Source organism: Pseudolabrys sp. (assembly GCF_050250095.1).
Classification (GTDB): domain Bacteria; phylum Pseudomonadota; class Alphaproteobacteria; order Rhizobiales; family Xanthobacteraceae; genus Pseudolabrys.
In genome coordinates this window covers 627,231-647,008 of record NZ_JBFWPH010000001.1, presented here as the reverse complement: position 1 = coordinate 647,008, position 19,778 = coordinate 627,231, and the positions used below count along the sequence as shown (strand labels likewise).

Sequence of the window (19,778 nt, the reverse complement as noted above, 5' to 3'; positions counted from 1 at the left end):
TCCCCGGCCTGTGCGCGTTGACGATGCGACCCGAAAGGCCCGCCGTGCCGTCATGACCGCGCCCGCGTTCCGCACGCTGATCCCGCACCGGCTCGACCGGCTGCCCTTCGCGCGCTTTCACCGGCTGATCGTCGTCGCGCTCGGCGTCACCTGGATTCTCGACGGCCTCGAGGTGACACTGAAGGGCGCGGTGTCGGGCGTGTTGCAGGACGAGGCGACGCTCGGCCTCACCAGCGCCGAGATCGGCCTCACTGCCTCCTGCTATCTCGGCGGCGCGGTCGCCGGCGCGCTGCTGTTCGGCTGGCTGACCGACCGCTACGGCCGGCGGCTGATGTTCTTCGTCACGCTCGGCATCTATCTCACCGGCGCGTTCCTCACCGCCTTCTCGTGGGACCTCGCGAGCTTCATCGTCTTCCGCGTCATCACCGGCGCCGGCATCGGCGGCGAATATGCTGCGATCAATTCGGCGATCGACGAGTTGATCCCGGCGCGGCTGCGCGGCCGCATCGACATCTATATCAACGGCTCGTTCTGGCTCGGCGCGGCGCTCGGCTCCGGCGCGACGGTGGTGCTGCTCGACCCGGCGGTGTTCGCGGTCGACACCGGCTGGCGCGTCGGCTTCGCGATCGGCGCGCTGCTCGGCCTCGTCATCATCGCGGTGCGCCGCCACATCCCGGAAAGCCCGCGCTGGCTGATGACGCATGGCCGCCACGAGGAGGCCGAGCGCGTGGTGGCCGGGATCGAGGCGCGCATCGCGCGAGAGAGCGGCCGCGCGCTCCCCGCGGTGCCGGACCGGCCGGTGGCCCTGCACGCGCATCGCCGCTTCGGCTTCGGCGTCATCATCCCGGAGATCTTCGGCCGCCACTGGCGGCGCTCGCTCGTGGGCTTCGCGCTGATGGTGTCGCAGGCCTTTCTCTACAACGCGATCTTCTTCACCTACGCGCTGGTGCTGACGCGGTTCTACGATGTGCCGGCCTCCGACACCGGGCTTTATCTGCTGCCCTTCGCGATCGGCAATTTCGCCGGCGTGCTGGCGCTCGGCCACCTGTTCGATACCTGGGGGCGGCGTCAGATGATCGCCGTCACATATATCCTGTCGGCCGCGCTGCTGGTTGCGACCGGCTGGCTGTTCGCCACCGGCGCGCTGACGGCGGCGACGCAGACCGCGCTGTGGACGCTGATCTTCTTCGTCGCCTCGCCGGCGGCGAGTTCGGCCTATCTCACGGTCAGCGAGATCTTCCCGCTGGAGACGCGCGCGCTCGCCATCGCCTTTTTCTATGCGGTCGGCACCGGGGCCGGTGGCGTGGTGGCGCCCTGGCTGTTCGGCACGCTGATCGGCACTGGCGCGGCGTGGAACCTGTTCTATGGCTATCTCGCCGCGGCGGCGCTGATGGTGATTGCCGCCCTCATCGCGCTGGTGTTCGGCGTGGCGGCGGAACGGCGCTGCCTTGAGGACATCGCGGAGCCGCTGTCGGCGCGCCGGCCCACGCCATGAGGCCCTGCCCGGCCCTCCACAAGCCACCGCCAAGGCCGTTGACCCTCTCTGCCTGAGCCCTTACGCCTTTGGCGACCATCGGAATCGAACGAAAACGCCCCGCCGCAATGCCCGCAAGACCGTTCCGCGTCGGCCGCAGTTTGACCGGCCTCGGCCTGTTCGCCACCCGCGAGATCAAGAAGCGGGCCCGCATCGTCGAATACAAGGGGCCGCGCCTGTCCGAACCGGCGGCCGAGCGCGCCGAAACGCGCGGCAACCGCTACCTGTTCGAGGTGTCGAAGCACGTCACCATCGACGGCACCACGCGCGCCAACGTCGCGCGCTACGCCAACCATTCCTGCAACCCGAATGCCGAGGCGATCGTGTTCCGCGGCCGGGTCTTCATCAAGTCGCTGCGGCGGATCAAGCCGGGCGAGGAAATCACCTACAGCTACGGCGGCGATTACCTGCGCAACGTCATCGGCAAGGGCAACTGCAAGTGCGGGCGCTGCCGGCGGCGGAAGGCGAGACTGGCAAGAGAACGCTACGCGGCAAAGCAGCGCGCCGAACGCCGCGCCGCCACATCGCGCCGCAAGAAGACAACCAAGAAGACCTCGCGTAGAACCTCCCGGCAATGACAGACATCAAACCGTTCCGCGTCGGCCGGTCGCGCACCGGCCTCGGCCTGTTCGCCACCCGCGACATCGCACGCGATACCGACATCGTCGAATACAAGGGCCGCCGTATCGAGACGACGAAGGCCAAGGAACTCGAATGGGTGCGGCCGAACCGCTATCTGTTCGAGATCAATTCGCGCTGGACCATCGACGGCGCCTCGCGCCGCAATCTCGCGCGCTACGTCAATCACGCCTGCCGGCCGAACGCCGAAGCCGTGCTGACGGGCGGCCGCATGGTCTATCGCGCGACCAAACGCATCCGCGAGGGCGACGAGATCACGGTCGATTACGGCAAGGAGTATTTCAACCTCTATCTCAAGCCGATCGGTTGCCTGTGCCTTTCGTGCATCGAAAAACGCCGCGAAACACGCCGGCTCGCGCGCAAAAGAGCGGCCAGGCGGGCAAGCAAATCGTTGCAATCGAAACGCCGCGCAAAGACAATCCGCAAGACAAAGGCGCGCAGGAAAACCGCAAGGAGGACGTGATGGCGCACAAGATTCGCCGGGTCGTGACCGGTCACGACGCGCAGGGCAAAGCCAAGGTTCTGTTCGACGAGGTGATGACCAACCCGCAGCAGAACCGGCCGGGTGCGGCGTTCTACAACATCTGGACGACCGAAGGTTTCCCGGTGAACAACGACGGCAGCGACGACGCCAGCAAGCGCCCCGTCAAGACCGCGCTGCCCGGCGGCATCGTGTTCCGCATCGTCAGCTTCGAGCCCGGCGTCGCGCCGCGCAATCACCGCACCGACACGGTGGACTTCGCGGTGGTGATGTCCGGCGAGATCGACATGACGCTCGATATCGGCTCGATCCACCTCAAGGCCGGCGACGTGCTGGTGCAGCGCGGCACCATCCACAACTGGATCAACAAAGGCACCGAGCCCTGCGTCATCGCCTTCACGCTGGTCGATGCAAAGCCGGTCGAGGCCGGCGGCCAGGTGCTGCCGGCGCACGGCTGATAACGCTCTGTCATGCCCGGCTTTATGCCGGGCATCCACGACTTGATTGTCGAAGAAAGACGTGGATCGCCGGGACAAGCCCGGCCATGACGCACGATGCCGGAAAGGCTACACGTCCAGTTCCGGATAGCGGCGGAAGATGCCGTTCTCGTTGAAATCGATGCGCCGCGGTGACGCGAGATAGGCCTTGATGTTGGGCCGCTCGCTCACTCTGTCGTGGATCGCGACAAGCCGCGGCGCCTTTTTCTCGATTCCCTTCATCGCCCTCGGGAATGCGTAGCGCAGCCCGGCGATCAGCTGGAACACCGACAGGTCGACATAACTCAGCCGGCGTCCGGTGACGTAAGGCCCGCCGCTCGCCTCGGTCACACCCTCCAGATAGCCGAAATATTTCGGCGCGCGCTCGTTGCGGAACTGGTCGGCGAAACGCAGCGCCTCCGGCTTCTGGTCCTCGTAGTAGTAGGACGAGCCGACCGGATGATGGGTGTCGTGAATTTCCTTCGCGAAGTCGGTGATGGTGAGCTGCAACTGGTGTAGCCAGAGCCGCGCGGCGTCGGACTTCGGCGCAAGGCCGTGGCGCGGCGCGAGCCAGTGCAGGATCGCCGCGACGTGCGACACCGTAAGCTTGCCGGCCTTCAGGAACGGCGGCGCGAAGGGCGGCGTCTTGTTGGCGGCATTTGCCTTCATCAGGCGGAACATCGCCTCGGTGCCGCCCCTCCCCCGGCAGACGTCGTCATAGGACACGCCCGCGTCCTCGAGCGCAAGGCGGACGAACTCGCCGCGCCCCTGAATGCCGGGCCAGTAATAGAAGTCATAGCGCATCGGAGCCTCCGTTCGCGGAGCGGAGCATAGCAATGAGGCCGCGCCATGAAAAATCCGCGCCGGGCGACCGGCGCGGATTCGTCCGTGCGGTGAAGACGCTTAGTTGACGGCGAAGCAGTACAGCAGGCCGTCGCCGCCGGTGCCGCGCAGGTCGGCCTGCCCGCAGCCGGCGCCGGTCGAGCCCTGCGGCCCGCGCGAAGGATGCGACGAGTTCCACGACTTCGACGGCGCGTCATCGCGCAGGCCCTGGCGGTCGTGATGGCCGACCATCGCCGCGCCATCGGTGCTGCTCGTCCAGTTCTTGCAGGTCATATCCTTGTCGGCGGGGAACGCCTTGCCGTCCGCGGTCGAGCCGGTCAGCACGTCGTGGCGGTTCGGCTGGTCGCCGCGGCCGTTGATGACGTCGCCCTTCTCCGAGAGCGCGGTCTGCTTGGTCAGGTTGTTGGCGTCGCTGTGCAGGTCGTCGACGCTCTTGGCGACGACGACGCCCTTGGCGTTCTGCCACGGGCCGTTGCCGATGCGGTCGCGCGCGTTCACCGCGCCCGACCCTTGCGTCGACAGGTAGGCATGCCAGGTCTTGCCGGTGGTGCCGGCGGCCTGCGCGAGCTTGCCGCAATGCGCGTCGGCGCCGGCAAGTCCGCCGAGGTCGCCGCCCTTGCCGGGTCCGGCGCTGGTCAGAAAGAACGTCATGTTGGCCTGCTGCGCCTGCGCGGGCGCGGCGAACGGCAGCAACGCGAGACAGGCGACAAGCGGCGCAGACTTGATGACGAAACGCATGGAAGTCCTCCCAAATGACGCGCGCGAGGCACGCGCGTTCGACGGAGGCTAACACCACACCTCGGGGGCTATTCCTGCACGACTTCGTGAGCGCCGCGCCCGGCCATGCGCAACGATGTCGCAGCCGCGACACACGCAGCGCCGAAATAAAGAGAAATAAAAAAGCCCGGCGCGAACGCCGGGCTTTCGAAACTCAAACCGATTCTGGCGATCAGGCCGGCTGGATGTTGCCGGCGGCCTGCTTGCCGCGCTCGGTGATGATCTCGTAGCTGATCTTCTGGCCTTCGACCAGCGAGCGCATGCCGGCGCGTTCGACCGCGCTGATATGCACGAACACATCCTTCGAGCCGTCATCCGGCTGAATGAATCCGTAGCCTTTCTGGGTATTGAAGAACTTCACAGTACCGACAGCCATTGCACGCGTTCCTTTCACGCTTCGTTGCATTTGCCGCCGCGAACCCGCGGCTGCGCAACAGTCCGAGTTTCGGGGGTATTCACATCGAGAAGCAGCCCCAGAGATCGGGAGCGTGTCAGCAAGGTGAAGCCGAAAATCCAGTTGCGGGCGGGAACCTATCCGATTTGCGGGCAAGGTCAACGGTTCCACGGCTAGCCGGCCCGCGAAACCGGCCGTTTATGCGGCTTTCGGGCCACAATTGGCTCCCAAACCCTTAACCCGACCCCCTGCTTGGTTATCGGTCTGCTTTATTCATCGATAAGAAGCAAACGATAGAGTGCAGTGCATCGGCCGGGCCGCCCCGTGGCATCCGCGGTCGGAAGTTTGCCGGACCGCTGAACATGTCTGTCGAAAATCGCAGATCGCGCCGTTTCCGCCTGTCCTATCGCGCATGGATTGCATCGGCCGGCGCACGCCCGCAGCCCTGCGCACTTGTCGATATTTCAGACACCGGCGCCCGCCTGCGGGTCGAAAACCCGGATGCCGTACCCGAGCGCTTCGCCGCGCTATTCGCGACACGCGGCGAACCGAGACGGCGCTGCCGTGTGGTCTGGCGGTCGCCGAAAGAGATCGGCGTCGTTTTCGAAAATCATTCGCCAATGGCGGGGCGCGACAGACGGTTCGCGCGCGTGCACCAGGCGCAGAAGTTCGCCGATCTGGTATTGGCGATCTGAGTTCCGCTGCATCTAGCGCCAGCCCAGCCCTATTTCGTCCACGCATGCGACGCGTGCGCGACAAGTCTTCACGAAATGACCTTGTGAGCGCCGCAGCCCCGCCCCGCACAGCGAACACGGTGCGCTGCGCGTCGGTCACTGGCTTCACTGCGATAGCGTCATTGGGACGCATCGCATTCCGATGCCGCCACTGGCGACGGCGCGTTGCAACATCCGAACCGAAAGGTGATGCAATGAACACTCTGACCAAAACTGCCTTGTCCGTTTCCTGCGCGGCGCTGCTCGGCGCCACAACCCTGGTGGCGACACCGAAGCCCGCTCACGCACTCGCGGAATGGGTGATCCCGGTGATCATCGGCACCGCCATCGTCGGCGTCGGCACCGGCGCGGTGGTGAACGAATCCGCGCACCGCGACTACGCCTATTACGGAGGCCCGCGCGGCAATGTTTACGTGCAGCCAACCGGCTGCCACTGGGAGCGCACGCGCTACCAGGGCCGCTGGCACAATGTCCAGGTCTGCCCGTAAGACAGCAGCATCTCAGCGTCGCGCCGTTTTCGGCGCGGCGCGGATGCTTCGCCTCAGCTCATCGATTCCTTCACGGTGGCGACCAGTTGCTTGAGCGTGAAGGGCTTCGGCAGGAAGGCCGGCATGTCGCCGTCCGGCAGGCTTTTGGCGAAAGCGTCTTCGGCATAGCCCGACACGAAGATGAACTTCACCGTCGGATAGCGGCGGCGCACTTCCTTGAGCAGCGCCGGGCCGTCCATTTCCGGCATCACCACGTCCGACACCACGAGGTCGACGCTGCCTTCCTGTTCCAGCACCTCGATCGCCTCGACGCCGTTGCCGGCCTCGAGCACCGTGTAGCCGCGCGAGGCGAGCCCGCGCGCGTTGAGCGCCCGCAATCCCTCCTCGTCCTCGACCAGCAGAATGCGGCCTTGGCCCGTGAGATCGGCATTGGCGGTCGCGGCCTTTTCCGCGCGCGCCGCAGCCGACATCGCGTCGGCGATGGCCGGGGCTTCGCCGGCGGCGAGCTTCGGCAGGCTGTCCTCCGCGACCGCATCATGGCGCGGCAGGAAGATGCGGAACGTCGTGTTGCCCGGCTTCGAGTCGACATACACATAGCCGCCGGTCTGCTTGACGATGCCGTAGACCGTCGAGAGGCCGAGGCCGGTGCCCTTGCCGACTTCCTTGGTCGAGAAGAACGGCTCGAAAATCTTTTCGATAATGTCCTGTGGAATACCGGTGCCGGTATCGCTCACCTCGACCAGCACATAGTCCGCCGCGGGCATGCCCTTGGCGTTGTAATTGATGCACTCGCTCGCCGTGACGTTGGAGGTGCAGATCGTCAGCTTGCCGCCATCCGGCATGGCGTCGCGGGCATTGACCGCGAGATTCACCACCACCTGCTCGAGCTGCGACAGGTCGGCCTTGACCGGCCACAGGTCGCGGCTGTGCAGCACGTCGAGCGAAACTTTCTCGCCGATCAGCCGCTTCAGCAGCATGCCGAGATCGGACAGCGTCTCGCTGAGATCGAGCACCTGCGGCCGCAGCGTCTGCTTGCGCGAGAACGCGAGCAGCTGCCGCACCAGCGCCGCGGCGCGGTTGGCGTTCTGCTTGATCTGCATGATGTCCTGGAAGGACGGATCGGTCGGCTTGTGCGCGTTGAGCAGGAAGTCGGTCGCCATCATGATGGCCGACAAGACGTTGTTGAAGTCGTGCGCGATGCCGCCGGCGAGCTGGCCGACCGACTCCATCTTCTGCTGCTGGTTGATGCGGTTTTCCAGCGTGCGTTGCGCGGTAGTCTCCAGCGCATAGACGATGGCCGCCTCGCGGTCGCGATCCTCGTCCTCGACCGCCAGCACGAAGAAGCTTGCCCAGCGTTCGCTCGGACCCACGAGCTGCGCCTCGACCGGCGGAATGTCGCCCTGTCCCTCGGAGGCTTTCTGAATCGCGGCCTCAAGCGCCGGCCGGTCGCGCTCCGCGACGAGCGTGAGGATCGAGGCGTTGCCGTCCTTCATCGTGTCGGTAAAGGTCCGCGCGAAACGCGGATTGTTGCGGGCGACCCGGCCAAATTTGTCGACGGTCGCGATCGCCATCGGCGTGTTGTGGAAGAAACGCATGAAGCGCACTTCAGCCGCGCGCTGCATGTCGTCGGTGCCGTCGTCGCGGCCGCGATTGAGGACCAGCGTGCGCGACACGCCGGGCACACCGTCGGCGCCGAACGCGATCTGGTGATGCAGCCGCACCGGCACCGGACGGCCCATCGCGGTCTTGAGGTCGAGATCGACCACCTCGGTGCGCACCTCGCCGGGTGTCGGGTTGCGCGGAATCAAAAGCGCCGCGCCGTCGCCCGCCACGATGTCGGTCAGCGTGAGACCGCCGGAGCCGACGCGGGCAAAATCCTGGTCGAGCCAGCCGGCCAGTGTCGCGTTGAGATAGACGACGTCGCCCGCGCCGTTGACCGAGAAGAAACCGGCCGGCGCGTGATCGAGGTAGTCGATGGCGTGCTGAAGATCCTGGAAGACGTTTTCCTGCCGGTCGCGGTCGCGGGTCACGTCTGCGACCGACCATACCGCCATGCGGGCGTCGCGGCCGTCGGCGCCGAGCGGGCGCACGCGGATGCGCAGCCAGCGGCCGGGCGCGTCGTTGCCGCTGGCGATCCGCACTTCTTCTTGGTGCCGCCGCCCCTCGCGGGCCGCCTTCATCAGCCGGTAGATCGCCTCGGACACTTCCGGCTCGCCGATGAACACCCGCTCGAGCGGCCGTACATCCTGCGTGCCGTCGGCTTCGATCAGCTCGAGATAGGCGGCATTGGCATAGACGACGCGGCCGCCGGCGTCGGTGACGACGATGCCGTCGAAGGCGCCGTCGGCCACCGCCTTCAGCGCGGTCGGCGCGTCGTCCTTCGACGAGGTGCGGAAAATGCCGGAGGCAAGCGCAAACAGCGAGAACACGCCGACGGTGGCGAGCACGGCGAGCAGCGCCATGATGTAAAGCTCGGCCCGCTCGGGCGGGATCAGCAGCATGCCGCCCGCCGCCGCGATCAAGAGCAGCGCAACGAGGAGCACCCAGCCGATGCCGCCGGACCGCGCGACCTGCCGGGTGCGGTCGAAGGCCGGCCGCGGCGCGGGCGCGCGCGTTTCGCCGGCCGGCTCCGCCGCCGAGTCCTGTGCCGCTGAATCCTGCGTGGACATGCCGCTGTTGCGCCTCATCCTGCCGCGACGTGATTTGCGCCCGTCCCCCTGAGTGCCCCGCCGCAACGGCTGGCGCAAGGGCGTCGCCGCCGCAATCCAAGCCCTTTAAGGCCGGAAAACGTCCCCATTGCCGGGCAAAACCGCTATTGGCGCGCGAGGCCGCGGCGCAGCCGCATGACGTAGCCGATCACCTCCGCCACCGCCTTGTAGTGCTCGGGGGTGATCGCCTGATCGATCTCGACCGAAGCGTGCAGCGCGCGCGCGAGCGGCACGTTCTCGACGATTGGCACGTTATGCTCGCCGGCGACCTCCCTGATTTTCAGCGCGATGCGATCGACGCCCTTGGCGACGCAGACCGGAGCGTCCATGCCCGGCTCGTATTGCAGGGCGACGGCAAAGTGGGTCGGGTTGGTGATCACCACGGTCGCCTTCGGCACCGCCGCCATGATGCGCTGGCGCATCCGGCTGTGGCGCAGCGCGCGGATGCGGCCCTTGATCGCCGGATCGCCTTCCGACTGCTTGTATTCGTCCTTGATCTCCTGCAGCGACATCTTCTGCTTCTCGTGCCACTGGCGGTACTGGAACAGGTAATCGGCGATGGCGACGACGGCGAGAATGGCGACCACCGCGCCGAGCATCTTGGCCGACAGCGACATGGTCAGGCCGCTGATCGCGGCCGGGTCGGCCGAGATCAGCCCCTCGAGACGGTCGCGCTCCGGCCACAGCAGCGCGGTGAGCACGACGCCGACCACCGTGAGCTTCAGCAATCCTTTGATGAAATTCGCCAGCGCCTGCTTGGAAAACATGCGCCCGAGACCGGCGATCGGCGAAATCTTCGACAGCTTCGGCGTGATCGTCTCGGTGGTCCACACCAGGCGATGCTGCACCATGTTGCCGGCGATCGCCGCGAGCAGGAGCAGCAGGAACGGAATCGCGACCGCCGCGATCGTCTCGATGCCGATCTTCTCGCCGAGGCTCACCAGCGCGCGGCCATCGGTGCGGATGGCGTAGGAATTGGCGATCAGGCCGCGGAAGGTGGTGTACAGCCCGTTGGCGAAACTGCCGGAAAACGTCGTCAGCGCCAGCGCGCCGGCGGCGATGATGAACCAGGTGTTGACCTCCTGGCTCTTGACGACGTCGCCGCGCTTGAGCGCCTCGTCCAGTTTTCGTTGGGTCGGGTCTTCTGTTTTCTCGTTGTCGCTCTCGTCGGCCACAGCGATCTCCGGTCAGAACGGCCGCAGCAGTTCGCCGAGCACGCCTTCGAGATAGCCGACAAAGACGCCCATCATCGTGCCGATCACCGCGAGCAGCAGCGCGAAGCCGAGCATGATCGACAGCGGCAGGCCAATGAAGAACACCTGCATCTGCGGCATCAGTCGCGACAGCACGCCGAGACCGAGATTGAACAACAGGCCGAAAACGAGGAACGGCGCGGAGAGCTGAATGCCGATCTTGAAGGCGGTGGCAATGGTGCGCGTCATCAGCTGCGCGATGTCGCCGACGATCGGGATTTCGCCGGGCTGGAACAGCCGGTAGCTGTCGTCGAGCGCGGCGATGACGAGATGGTGCAGGTCGGTGGCGAAGATCAGCGCGACGCCGAGCAGCGTCAGGAAATTGCCGATGATGACGCCCTGCTGGTTCTGCGTCGGGTCGACCGCGGTGATGAAGCCGAGGCCGAGCTGCTGGGCGACCACCGCGCCGGCAACCTGCAGCGCGGAGACCGCGAGCCGCGCCGTCATGCCGAGCACGGCGCCGATCAGCAGCTCCTGGAACAGCATGGTGATGACCGGACCGAGCGACTGCAGGTCGATCTGATAGGCATTGCGGTGCATCGGCAGCAGGATCGCGGCAAGCACCAGCGCGATGGTGAGCCGCACCCGGCTCGGGATGCTCAGTTCGCCGACGCCCGGCAGCAGCATGATCATCATGCCGACGCGCGCGAAGACCAGCAGGAAAGCCGCCGCCAGCGCCGGCAGGAATGAGACGTCGAACTGCATCCTCAGCCGCTGATGATGCGGGCGGCGAGCCGCATCATGTGCTGCTCCAGCCGCTCCGCCATGAATGGCAGCACCACCAGCATGGCGATGAAGATCGCGAGGATCTTCGGCACGAAGGCGATGGTCATTTCCTGGATCTGCGTCAGCGCCTGGAACAGCGAGATGGCGAGGCCGACCACCAGCGCGACCACCATCAAGGGGCTCGACACGATGAGCAGCGTGTAGATCGAGTCGCGGGCGACATCGAGAACGTCAGGTCCGGTCATTTCGATTGTCCGTCTGGAGTGTTGGAGCGCAGCGCCGATCCGTCAGATCGGCATCCGCATGATTTCCTCATAAGCCGCGATGACCTTGTCGCGCACCGCGACGACGGCATCGATCGCCACCTCGGTCTCGGCCACCGCGGTGACCGCATCGACGATGTTGGCCTTGCCGGTGATGACGGCCTTGGTCTGGGCGTCGCTCTTCTGGCCCATTTCCTTGACCGACATCAGCGCGTCCTTGAGCGCGGCGCCGAAGCTCGCGCCCTCCTCCTTGCCGGCCTGCGGACGCAGCGCGCGCAGCGCCGCGTCCGGCGAGAGTTTCGCCATGCTGGCGTAGGCGCTGGCGGCGGAAAGCGGCGATGCCATGGTTCAGTTCCTTCAGGCTTTGAGGATCTCGAGCGTGCGCACGATCATGCGGCGCGTCGCGCCGATCACGTTGATATTGGCCTCGTAGGATCGCTGCGCCTCGCGCATGTCGGTCATTTCGACCAGCGCGTTGACGTTCGGGTATTTGACGTTGCCGTTCTGGTCGGCGGCCGGATGGCCGGGCTCGTATTTCAGGCGGAACGCCGACTGGTCCGGCTGCACGCGGCCGAGCGACACCACCTCGGCGTTCAGCTCGCGGTCGAGCGTGGTGCGGAACGTCGGAATCTTGCGCCGGTAGGGATCGGCGCCGGGACGCTCCGGCACCGAGTCGGCATTGGCGATGTTTTCCGAGATGACGCGCATGCGTCCGGCCTGCGCGCGCAGGCCGGAAGCGGCGATGCTCATCGTCTTGAAGAAGTCCATTGCGATCCTCCTGCGCCCCCGCTAACCGCGCTCACCTCTTGCCGAGCGCCGTCTTCAACAGGCCGAGGCCGCGCTGATAGAGCGCGGTCGCCGCCTGGTAATCCATCTGGTTGGCCGACACCTTCATGATCTCGTCCTCGAGGCTCACCGCGTTGCCGCCGGGGCGAACCTGGCTGGCGTGCCGGTTGGTGGCGCGAAAATTCGTGCCGCTCTGCCCGACCGCGGCGATGTGGGAACCCGAGGTCAGCGTCAGGCCGACCGTCGGCGGCGGCGCGTCGTCGAATTTCGGCATTTCGAGATCGCGCGGCTTGAAGCCCGGCGTGTCGGAATTGGCGATGTTCTCGGCGAGCAGTTTCTGGCGCTCCTGATGCCACTCCATCTTGGTGCGCAGCATCGAGAAGATCGGAATATCGGTGATCGGCATCGCGCCACTCCGCCGGCGGCGCCGCGACGACGCGGTCCGCACCCGGCAGACTTTGCCGGGCTTATGGTTAACGGGCGGTAAAAACGCCACGTTTGGCCGCTCCTGTCGGCGACGAAGCGTTAACCATCAGAAAGGTTGAAAATCAGCGCCGGGGATGGCAAAGCCCCCGTTCTGTTAATGATCTGTTAGTATTCCGGGCGGCAAATAGTGCCGGCGGCGTTAACCAATCCGGCGATTCCCGCGCCGGCTCGGTTGGCAAAAATGGAGCGCCATTGATGTTCGAGTTGCTTCCAGAGATGCCGCTACCGGCGAAATTCTTCGTCGCGTTCGTCGTCGTTCTGGCGCTGATCGCGCTGACGGCCTGGCTGGTGCGCCGGCTCGGCGCCAACCGCCTGGGCGGCGGCGCGACGCGCGGCCGCCAGCCGCGCCTTGCCGTGATCGACGCGGCTTCCGTCGACGGCCGCCGCCGGCTGGTGCTGATCCGCCGCGACAACATCGAACACCTGCTGATGATCGGCGGCCCGACCGACGTGGTCGTCGAGCAGAACATCGTGCGCGCCTCCGGCGCGAGCCGCGAGACGGGCCGCATGGCCGGCGACGGCCTGCCGCGCACCATGCCGCTCGGCGACAACAACGGCTGGCCGCTGCAGCCGAGCGTGGAAATCGCGCCTGCCCCGGCGATGCCGCCGGCCTCGCCGCCGGTGCAGCAGCAGACGGCGCTGCGCGCCACCCGCGTCACGCCGGCGGAAGACGCCTGGACGCCGCCGCCCGAGCCGCCGCGCCCGCGCGCCGCGCCGCCGGTGACGCCGGTTCCGCCCGCGCCGCAGCCCGACCTGTCGGCGCGCTTCACCGCGCCGGACCTCAATATTCCTCCTCCGCCGCCGCTGCCGGAACCCGCCGCCATCGAGCCGACGCTTCCGGCCGAACCGGCGCATCCGCCGCAGAGCGACCGCAACCTCGCGGAAATGGCGCAGCGGCTCGAGGCCGCGCTGCGCCGCCCGGCCGCCGAGACCAAGGCCGCCGAGGTCAAGGCGGCCGCGCCCGATCCGTTCTCCGTTCCCGTCCCGTCGTCGCCGCGCGCGCCTGAGCCGCCGCGGTCTGCCCCGCGCGACAGCGCGGCCTCTGGTGAGAAACCCGCGTCGTCGTCGAAAACGCCGTTCGACAGTCTCGAACAGGAAATGGCCAACTTGCTCGGCCGTCCCGCCAACAAAACGTGACATCACCAACGTCCGGCCGCCGGGTTCGTCTGAGGACGGTGGTGGCTGGCGTAACAGGGTTGATTGCGCTGACGCTCGCAGCGGGGCTTGCCACGCCCGCGCTCGCGCAGGACGTCAGCATCAATTTCGGCCAAGGCTCCGGCCTGACCGAGCGCGTCGTGCAGATGATAGCGCTGCTGACGGTGCTGTCGCTCGCGCCGTCGATCCTCGTGATGATGACGTCGTTCACGCGCATCGTCGTGGTGCTGTCGCTGTTGCGCACCGCGCTCGGCACCGCGACCGCGCCGCCCAACGCCGTCATCATCTCACTGGCGCTGTTCCTCACCGCCTTCGTGATGGGCCCTCACCTGCAGAAAGCCTATGACACCGGCGTGCGGCCGCTGATCGCCAACGAGATCACGCCGGAGCAGGCGTTCGAGCGTTCCGCCGCGCCGCTGCGCGAGTTCATGCAGAAGAACGTGCGCGAGAAGGACCTCAAGCTGTTCATCAACATGTCGCACACCGCGGCGCCGGAAAAGCCCGAGGACCTGTCGCTGCGCGTACTGATCCCGGCCTTCATGATCTCGGAACTCAAGCGCGCCTTCGAGATCGGCTTCCTGTTGTTCCTGCCGTTCCTCATCATCGACCTCGTGGTCGCCTCGATCCTGATGTCGATGGGCATGATGATGCTGCCGCCCGTGGTGGTGTCGTTGCCGTTCAAGCTGATCTTCTTCGTGCTGGTCGACGGCTGGAGCCTGGTCGCAGGCTCGCTGATCCAGAGTTACGGGACTTAACTCCGAAAACCCGTCAAGGGCTGACGCGCGGCAACCGCGGCACGCCGATTTGCGGCGGCGGCACGCGCGTGAGTTTCACGCCGCGCGGCGGCCGTGGCGGCAGGATCAGGCCGTGCGCCTCGCTGCCGATCGAGCCGGTCGGCGCCGGATCGGGCTTGCTGTTGGCGGTTGTATTGGCCGGCGCCGACGCCGGCGCCTCGACGCGCGGCTCGCCCGGCGGCTGCGGGGCCGGCGTCGCCTGCGGTGGCTCGGCGGGCGCCGGCTCCTGTTTCGTCGCGTCGGGGAAGCGCGCCCGCACCGCGTCGAGAAACGCGCCGAGCGTGTTCTGCGCCGCCACCACGCTCGCCACCTCGCGGAACTCGGGGCTGTTGACGCCCTGCTTGCCGGTGATGGTCTCGAAGGCCATCCGCGAGGGGCTGTCGATCATCTTCGCCGCGTATTTGTCGCGGAACGCGGCAAGCCCGATCGCGTCCTCCGCCAGCGCGTAACCGAGCGCCGCGCGCAGGATGTCGCCGCGCTCGGCCTCGGTCAGCGGCGTGAAATCTTTCCAGCGTTCGCCGTAGAGCAGCTCGATCTGCTCGGCCGCCTCGCGCCATTTCTTCGCCGCCCAGTAGATGTCCGACCGCAGGCGGATGACCTCGTTGCCCTTCATGCTGGCGATCACCTCGATGGCGAGGTCGTGCCGCCCGATCGAGGACAGCGCGCGGGCTTCGAGCAGCAGGCGCTGGCTGCGCAGTTCGGTGGAGAGGCCCGAGATTCGCGTCGTGCGCAACGTCGCCAGCGCGCGGTCGGCCTTGTGCGCCATCAGATAGACGATGGCGAGCCGGGTCGCGACCTGCGCGCGCGCCGCGCCCTGCAGGCGGTGCGTGACCTGATAGTCGAGCAGCTCGGAAGCCTGCTCGAGCAGATCGACCGCGATCAGCCGCTCGGCGAGCCGACGGATCATCTCGTCGCCGCGCCGGCCGATCGGCGTCAGGTCGCGATAATCGTAGAACAGGCCGAGCGCCTCGATCGGCGGCAGCGCGTCGCCCTTGCCGCCGAGGAACAGGCTGCCGAAGGTCGCCGCCGCCTCGTCGTGGATCTTGCGCGTCAGGTCGGAGTTCGGATGCGCGAGCAGCGCCACCCGCATGACGTGGAAGGCGTCACGGAAGCGGCCGTCCTGCGTGTAGAAATGTGCGAGCAGCTTGAGGCCCTCGGCCTCGGTCTCGTCGCCGCGCCAGGTCGCGGTCAGCCGCTCGAGTTCTGCGACCATGTTGGCGCGCTTGATCTCGTCCGATTTGAAGCGCAGCACCAGTTCGCGCAGCCGCCCTTGCGCCGCGGCGCGGCGGTCGTCGGACTCCGCGGCCGCGCGATACCGGGCCAGCGCCTCATCCTTCTTGCCGAGCGCCTCGTCGAGCCGGCCGGTCTGGACGGCAAGTTCCGGCGCGACCTCGGCCGAAGCGCCGATCGCCTCGAAGTCGTTGACCACCTTGGACGCGGCGGTGAAATCGCGCGTCTCGATATAGCTGCGAAGCGCCGAGAGCATCACCAGCCGCTGCAGTTCGATGGGAATCGTGCCGAGCAGCGCCGCCGAGGCCTTGAATGCTTCGCGGGCATCTTCCCAGCGGCCCTGCTTCGCAAGCGCGACCGCGCGCCACAACGGCGCGTCATGCTGCTCGCCGACGACCGGGCTCGCCAGTTCCTTCAGCGCCTCGTTCGGCCGGTCGAGCATGACGTTGGCGATCGCCATCATCAGTTTGCCGGTGACGTCGTCGGAATTCGGCGGCTCGTCCTGCAGCACCACGTCGATCACCGCCTTGGCTTCGGTGACGAGATCGCGGGCGAGATAGAACCGCGCGAGGTCGAGCCGGGCGTCGCGGCGGCGCGCCTCAGGCGCGCTCGCGGCGTCCGCGATCAGTTCCGCCTGGCGCGGATAGAACGCGGCCTGCCGGTTGAAGCCCCAGGTCTGCGGATCGAAGGTGTATGACCGCGACACCTCGGCCTGCTTGATGTTGCCGGGAATCGAGGACGACAGCGTCAGCCCGTCCGGCCGGCTGATGATGATCTTGTCCGGCGACAGCTTTGCCGCGACGTCGTCGGCAAGCGGCTGCACGACGACGCCGTGCGCGGACGACAGCGCGCGCAGCTCGACGAAGGTCTGCGGCTTGAGGAAGCCGCGCGCCGGCCCGAGCGCCGTCACGACGAGCAGCTTGTCGCCGATGTCCGGATCGGTCAGGCGGTGAACTTTCGCCGGGTTGGCGAAGGGAATGGTGATGGTCGGCTGGCCCGACGCATTGAGGCTGCGCGTCACCGTCAGCGGCGCGACCGACTGGCTCGACGCATCGCCGATGGTCAGGCTCCAGCCGTTGCCCGCGGGCGCGAGCGTGGCGAGACGCGGCCGCTCGAGCCGGATGCGGACGATGGTTTCGCCGGGGCGCGAGTCGTCGAGTGCGACGTGACGCAGCGTTGCATTGCCGCTGCTGCGGATCGCCGAGAAGTCGAGCGGCTGCTCGCTGTCGAACACCAGCCACAGCGTCTCGGCGCGCTGGAACGCGGCCGCGGGCGTCGCGGCGGAGAACGGGAAGTTGAGCACCAGCGTGTCACCCTTCGGCGTCACCGTAACGGCCGGCTTGTTGACCGCGGATTTGGCGCGCGCCGCGTCGGGCGCGGGTTTGGCCGCAGCCGGCGTCGTCGCCGGCGCAGCGACGGGCGGTGGCGCGGTCGGCGGGAGCGCAGCCGCGGGCGGCGTCACGCTCTCCGCCTTCGCGACGGCTTGCGGTGCGGCCGGCCGCTCGGCGGCCTTGGGCATGTCCGGCGCGGCCTTGCTCACAGCCGGCGCGACCTGCGGCGGTGTTGCCGCGGCCTCGGCTTGCGGCGCCGGCGTCTGCGGTGCTTGGGGCTGTGACGTTTGGGGCTGTGACGCTTGGGTTTGCGATGCCTGGGTTTGCGGCGCCTGAACCTGCGGCGGCGGAGCTTTGTCGCCGCCCATCAGCCGCATCGCCTCTTCGACCGCCGTGGCGGCCTTGGCCGCAGCATCCGGCGTGTCGAGCTTCATGCGTACGGTCGCGGCGGCCGGCTTGGCGCCCGGTACGGTATCCCCGCCAGGCTCCGCCATCGCCGTCGCGGCGTTGTTCGGCACAATGGGCTGTCCGGGCAGGCCGTCGCTCGCCGGTTTCATGTCGGCGACAGCAACCGCGGACGGCGGCAGCGCGGTCTGCGGCTTGCCGCCGGCGCTCGCCTTGTCTTTCCGGTCCTTGTCCTTCTGATCCTTCTGCGCCGACGGCACCGTCTCCGGCGCGGTCAGCGCCGGCGCCTTGATCGCCCCGTCGGGCGAGGTTTCGACGAAACCGTTCTCGGTCATCTTTTCGGTTTCGGTGGCCGCGCCGCCATTGTCGATATCGATCACGACGCTGCGATCCTCGCGGAACAACCGGACATCCGGCTCGCCCTTGAAGACGAAGGACACGGCGACGGAGTCGTGCTCGACCTCGGCATCGACCGACTGTAGTGTCGGCGGCATCGCGGCCTTCGCGTCGGCGAGGTCGTATTTGATCGACTGGTCGAAATTTAGCGTCAGCTTGTCCTGGCTGCGCTCGGGAACGACGTTGGCGAAATTCGGCAGGTCGAAAACGTAGCGCGTGAAGGTCGGCTGAGTACCGACCTTGACCGGCACGGTCTCGTCGTTCTGCTTCTTGCCGAACAGACGCTGCTGGCGGAGCTGACGCTCCGCTTCGCGCGTCCGCCGCGCGAGTTCGTCGATCACCTCCTGCGGCAGACCCGGCAGCATGCCTTGCCAGTCGGTCGGCAGAATGTCGACGAACAGCCGCTCGGCCGCGGGTGTCATGTTGATCCGATAGCCGCGCACCAGCGCGAGCCGCACCGCCTTGCCGTCGGGATCGAGCCGGCCGGCGCTGATGTAATCCGGCGCCGCCGCGTTGAGGCGATCGACCGCGACGTCGATCGGCTTCTTGAAATCGAGGATGAGCACGGTACCCGACAGATGAATCCGGGCGTCCACCTGCTCGTCGAGCCGAAACACCAGCCGCGCATAGCCGCGGTCCGTCGTCACCCGCACGTCGCCCCTGACCGGATCGGCGTGCGCCGGCGGAACGAACGTCAGCACGGCGAGCAGCGCGGGCACGATGCAGCGCGCGGCGCGGAACACCGTCCGCGCGCGTTCGCCACAACACCTTACAAAGACCCAGCCCACCATACCGTCATCCAGCCGTCCGCGATCTCCGCCGGAATCGAAACTCCGCGGAGCGCGCCGTGGCCGAGCCTAAAGACCGCCGTTTAACGGCGCGTTAAGGCTGTTTTGCTGATTTTCGATGGATTGGCGGCGCTTGCCGCCGGCGGCTTCAGTTTGCCTTCGGGGTGGTCTGCGCGGGCCGCATCTCGGTCCGCTGACCCTCGATCTTGGGCAGTTCGGGCGCTTTCGGCCCGTGGTTCGCGGTCGCCCGGGTCGCCAGCTCGACCGTCAGCTTCTCCGCCGCCTGCGGCGACATCTGGCCGAGGATTTCCGACATCTTGCGCGGGGCGATCTGGCTCGTCACCTCGACGAGAATCTGGATGTCGAGCCGGTCGAAGATGCGCGCGGCATCCTTCGGCTTCATGTTCTCGTACATCGTGACGAGACTCTTGAAACGCTCCTTGTCCGACTTCTCGCCGGCCTCGGTGCTTTCCTTCAGTTTCGTCTCGGTCTTCTTGACTTCGAGGAGCTTGGCGTCGATGCGCTTCTCCGCCTGCTTCATCAGGCTTTCGCGCATGTCGAGCTCGCGCGCGCGGCGCTCGATCTCCTCGCGGCGGTCCTGCAGGCGCTCCAGCACGGCGCGCTCACCGGCCGAGGCGATGCGGGGCGGCTCGGTGGTGACGACGGTGCCGCCGGGGTCCTTCGGCGGATTTTCCACCTTCTTGGTCTGGCCCGGTTTTGCCGCCTCGTCCTTCTTTTCGTCTTTCTTTTCTTCCTTCGGCTTGCTTGCGCCGACCGAGCCGGTGATGTCGCCGCCGGGATAATTGAACATGTCCTGTGCCCAGGACTTCTTCTTCGCGCCGGCCATGTTGTCGGGCGTCGCGCCGGCGACCACGATGGTCGGCGTCTCCGGAATATCGGAGCCGTCCGCGATCTTCGGCCCCTGCCGGTTGCGGTCGGCGAGCCGGTCGCCCAGCGTGTAGCCGCCCTCGAAGACGAGGCCGGAGAATTTCAGCACGAACAGGCAGACCGCCGCGACCACGACGACCGGGATCAGCCTGATGTCGCGCCCCAATCCCTTCATGCCAGCACGCCCTTCATGCGAGACCGTC

Annotated in this window: 20 protein-coding genes; 8 read left to right on the top strand and 12 right to left on the bottom strand. The window is 67.2% G+C overall.

Annotation, left to right across the window (positions count from 1 at the left end; all coding sequences use genetic code 11):
• Positions 1 to 52: 52 nt before the first annotated feature.
• The 4 genes from AB7F10_RS03090 (at position 53) to AB7F10_RS03075 (ending at position 3,112) form a co-directional block, all read left to right on the top strand.
• Positions 53 to 1,495 (top strand): MFS transporter, encoded by a 1,443-nt coding sequence (locus AB7F10_RS03090; protein ID WP_428557738.1) that lies wholly within the window; start codon positions 53 to 55, stop codon positions 1,493 to 1,495.
• A gap of 107 nt (positions 1,496 to 1,602) precedes the next feature.
• Complete coding sequence (locus AB7F10_RS03085) at positions 1,603 to 2,112, top strand: SET domain-containing protein (RefSeq protein ID WP_428557739.1); 510 nt, start codon at positions 1,603 to 1,605, stop codon at positions 2,110 to 2,112.
• A complete protein-coding gene (locus AB7F10_RS03080) occupies positions 2,109 to 2,636 on the top strand; it encodes an SET domain-containing protein (RefSeq protein ID WP_428557740.1) in 528 nt (175 codons plus the stop codon). Before AB7F10_RS03085 ends, AB7F10_RS03080 begins: the two co-directional genes overlap by 4 nt.
• On the top strand, positions 2,636 to 3,112 hold the full coding sequence (locus tag AB7F10_RS03075; RefSeq protein WP_428557741.1) for a cupin domain-containing protein: 477 nt from the start codon (positions 2,636 to 2,638) through the stop codon (positions 3,110 to 3,112). Before AB7F10_RS03080 ends, AB7F10_RS03075 begins: the two co-directional genes overlap by 1 nt.
• 108 nt (positions 3,113 to 3,220) lie before the next feature.
• Here the strand turns inward: AB7F10_RS03075 and AB7F10_RS03070 are convergent, their stop codons facing one another.
• The 3 genes from AB7F10_RS03070 to AB7F10_RS03060 all read right to left on the bottom strand — a co-directional run bounded on the left by AB7F10_RS03070 (position 3,221) and on the right by AB7F10_RS03060 (position 5,126).
• Positions 3,221 to 3,934, bottom strand: coding sequence for a glutathione S-transferase (locus AB7F10_RS03070; RefSeq protein WP_428557742.1), 714 nt, complete (start codon positions 3,932 to 3,934; stop codon positions 3,221 to 3,223).
• A 99-nt stretch (positions 3,935 to 4,033) separates the two neighbouring features.
• Positions 4,034 to 4,711 carry a lectin gene (locus AB7F10_RS03065; protein ID WP_428557743.1) on the bottom strand — a complete coding sequence of 226 codons (678 nt, stop codon included), beginning with the start codon at positions 4,709 to 4,711 and terminating at the stop codon, positions 4,034 to 4,036.
• Positions 4,712 to 4,922: 211 nt separating this feature from the next.
• On the bottom strand, positions 4,923 to 5,126 hold the full coding sequence (locus AB7F10_RS03060; protein ID WP_428557744.1) for a cold-shock protein: 204 nt from the start codon (positions 5,124 to 5,126) through the stop codon (positions 4,923 to 4,925).
• 380 nt (positions 5,127 to 5,506) lie between these two features.
• On the opposite strand from AB7F10_RS03060, the gene AB7F10_RS03055 reads away from it, so the two are divergent.
• Together AB7F10_RS03055 and AB7F10_RS03050 are read left to right on the top strand one after the other, a co-directional pair.
• Positions 5,507 to 5,839, top strand: a complete 333-nt coding sequence (locus AB7F10_RS03055; RefSeq protein WP_428557745.1) for a PilZ domain-containing protein — start codon at positions 5,507 to 5,509, stop codon at positions 5,837 to 5,839.
• Positions 5,840 to 6,072: 233 nt separating this feature from the next.
• Positions 6,073 to 6,366, top strand: coding sequence for a hypothetical protein (locus AB7F10_RS03050; protein ID WP_428557746.1), 294 nt, complete (start codon positions 6,073 to 6,075; stop codon positions 6,364 to 6,366).
• 53 nt (positions 6,367 to 6,419) lie between these two features.
• On the opposite strand, the gene cckA is transcribed toward AB7F10_RS03050, so the two are convergent.
• From cckA to flgB, 7 genes are all read right to left on the bottom strand, one after another.
• A complete protein-coding gene (cckA, locus tag AB7F10_RS03045) occupies positions 6,420 to 9,035 on the bottom strand; it encodes a cell cycle histidine kinase CckA (protein ID WP_428557747.1) in 2,616 nt (871 codons plus the stop codon).
• Positions 9,036 to 9,178: 143 nt separating this feature from the next.
• Positions 9,179 to 10,249 (bottom strand): flagellar biosynthesis protein FlhB, encoded by a 1,071-nt coding sequence (flhB, locus tag AB7F10_RS03040; protein ID WP_428557748.1) that lies wholly within the window; start codon positions 10,247 to 10,249, stop codon positions 9,179 to 9,181.
• A 12-nt stretch (positions 10,250 to 10,261) separates the two neighbouring features.
• Entirely contained in the window at positions 10,262 to 11,032 is a 771-nt protein-coding gene (fliR, locus tag AB7F10_RS03035) for a flagellar biosynthetic protein FliR (RefSeq protein ID WP_428557749.1), read from the bottom strand.
• A gap of 2 nt (positions 11,033 to 11,034) precedes the next feature.
• Positions 11,035 to 11,298 (bottom strand): flagellar biosynthesis protein FliQ, encoded by a 264-nt coding sequence (gene fliQ / locus AB7F10_RS03030; protein WP_428557750.1) that lies wholly within the window; start codon positions 11,296 to 11,298, stop codon positions 11,035 to 11,037.
• A 42-nt stretch (positions 11,299 to 11,340) separates the two neighbouring features.
• Positions 11,341 to 11,661 carry a flagellar hook-basal body complex protein FliE gene (gene fliE / locus AB7F10_RS03025; protein WP_428557751.1) on the bottom strand — a complete coding sequence of 107 codons (321 nt, stop codon included), beginning with the start codon at positions 11,659 to 11,661 and terminating at the stop codon, positions 11,341 to 11,343.
• Positions 11,662 to 11,673: 12 nt separating this feature from the next.
• On the bottom strand, positions 11,674 to 12,084 hold the full coding sequence (flgC, locus tag AB7F10_RS03020; protein WP_428557752.1) for a flagellar basal body rod protein FlgC: 411 nt from the start codon (positions 12,082 to 12,084) through the stop codon (positions 11,674 to 11,676).
• A gap of 31 nt (positions 12,085 to 12,115) precedes the next feature.
• Entirely contained in the window at positions 12,116 to 12,508 is a 393-nt protein-coding gene (flgB, locus tag AB7F10_RS03015) for a flagellar basal body rod protein FlgB (protein WP_428557753.1), read from the bottom strand.
• A 275-nt stretch (positions 12,509 to 12,783) separates the two neighbouring features.
• On the opposite strand from flgB, the gene AB7F10_RS03010 reads away from it, so the two are divergent.
• The gene (locus AB7F10_RS03010; RefSeq protein ID WP_428557754.1) at positions 12,784 to 13,725 is read left to right on the top strand and encodes a flagellar biosynthetic protein FliO; all 942 of its coding nucleotides are present in this window, start codon (positions 12,784 to 12,786) and stop codon (positions 13,723 to 13,725) included.
• A gap of 38 nt (positions 13,726 to 13,763) precedes the next feature.
• Entirely contained in the window at positions 13,764 to 14,498 is a 735-nt protein-coding gene (gene fliP / locus AB7F10_RS03005; protein WP_428587095.1) for a flagellar type III secretion system pore protein FliP, read from the top strand.
• 13 nt (positions 14,499 to 14,511) lie between these two features.
• On the opposite strand, the gene AB7F10_RS03000 is transcribed toward fliP, so the two are convergent.
• Positions 14,512 to 18,690: a tetratricopeptide repeat protein gene (locus AB7F10_RS03000; RefSeq protein ID WP_428557756.1), complete on the bottom strand. Its 4,179-nt coding sequence runs from the start codon at positions 18,688 to 18,690 to the stop codon at positions 14,512 to 14,514.
• 145 nt (positions 18,691 to 18,835) lie between these two features.
• A complete protein-coding gene (locus AB7F10_RS02995) occupies positions 18,836 to 19,750 on the bottom strand; it encodes a MotE family protein (RefSeq protein ID WP_428557757.1) in 915 nt (304 codons plus the stop codon).
• Positions 19,751 to 19,778 lie beyond the last annotated feature (28 nt).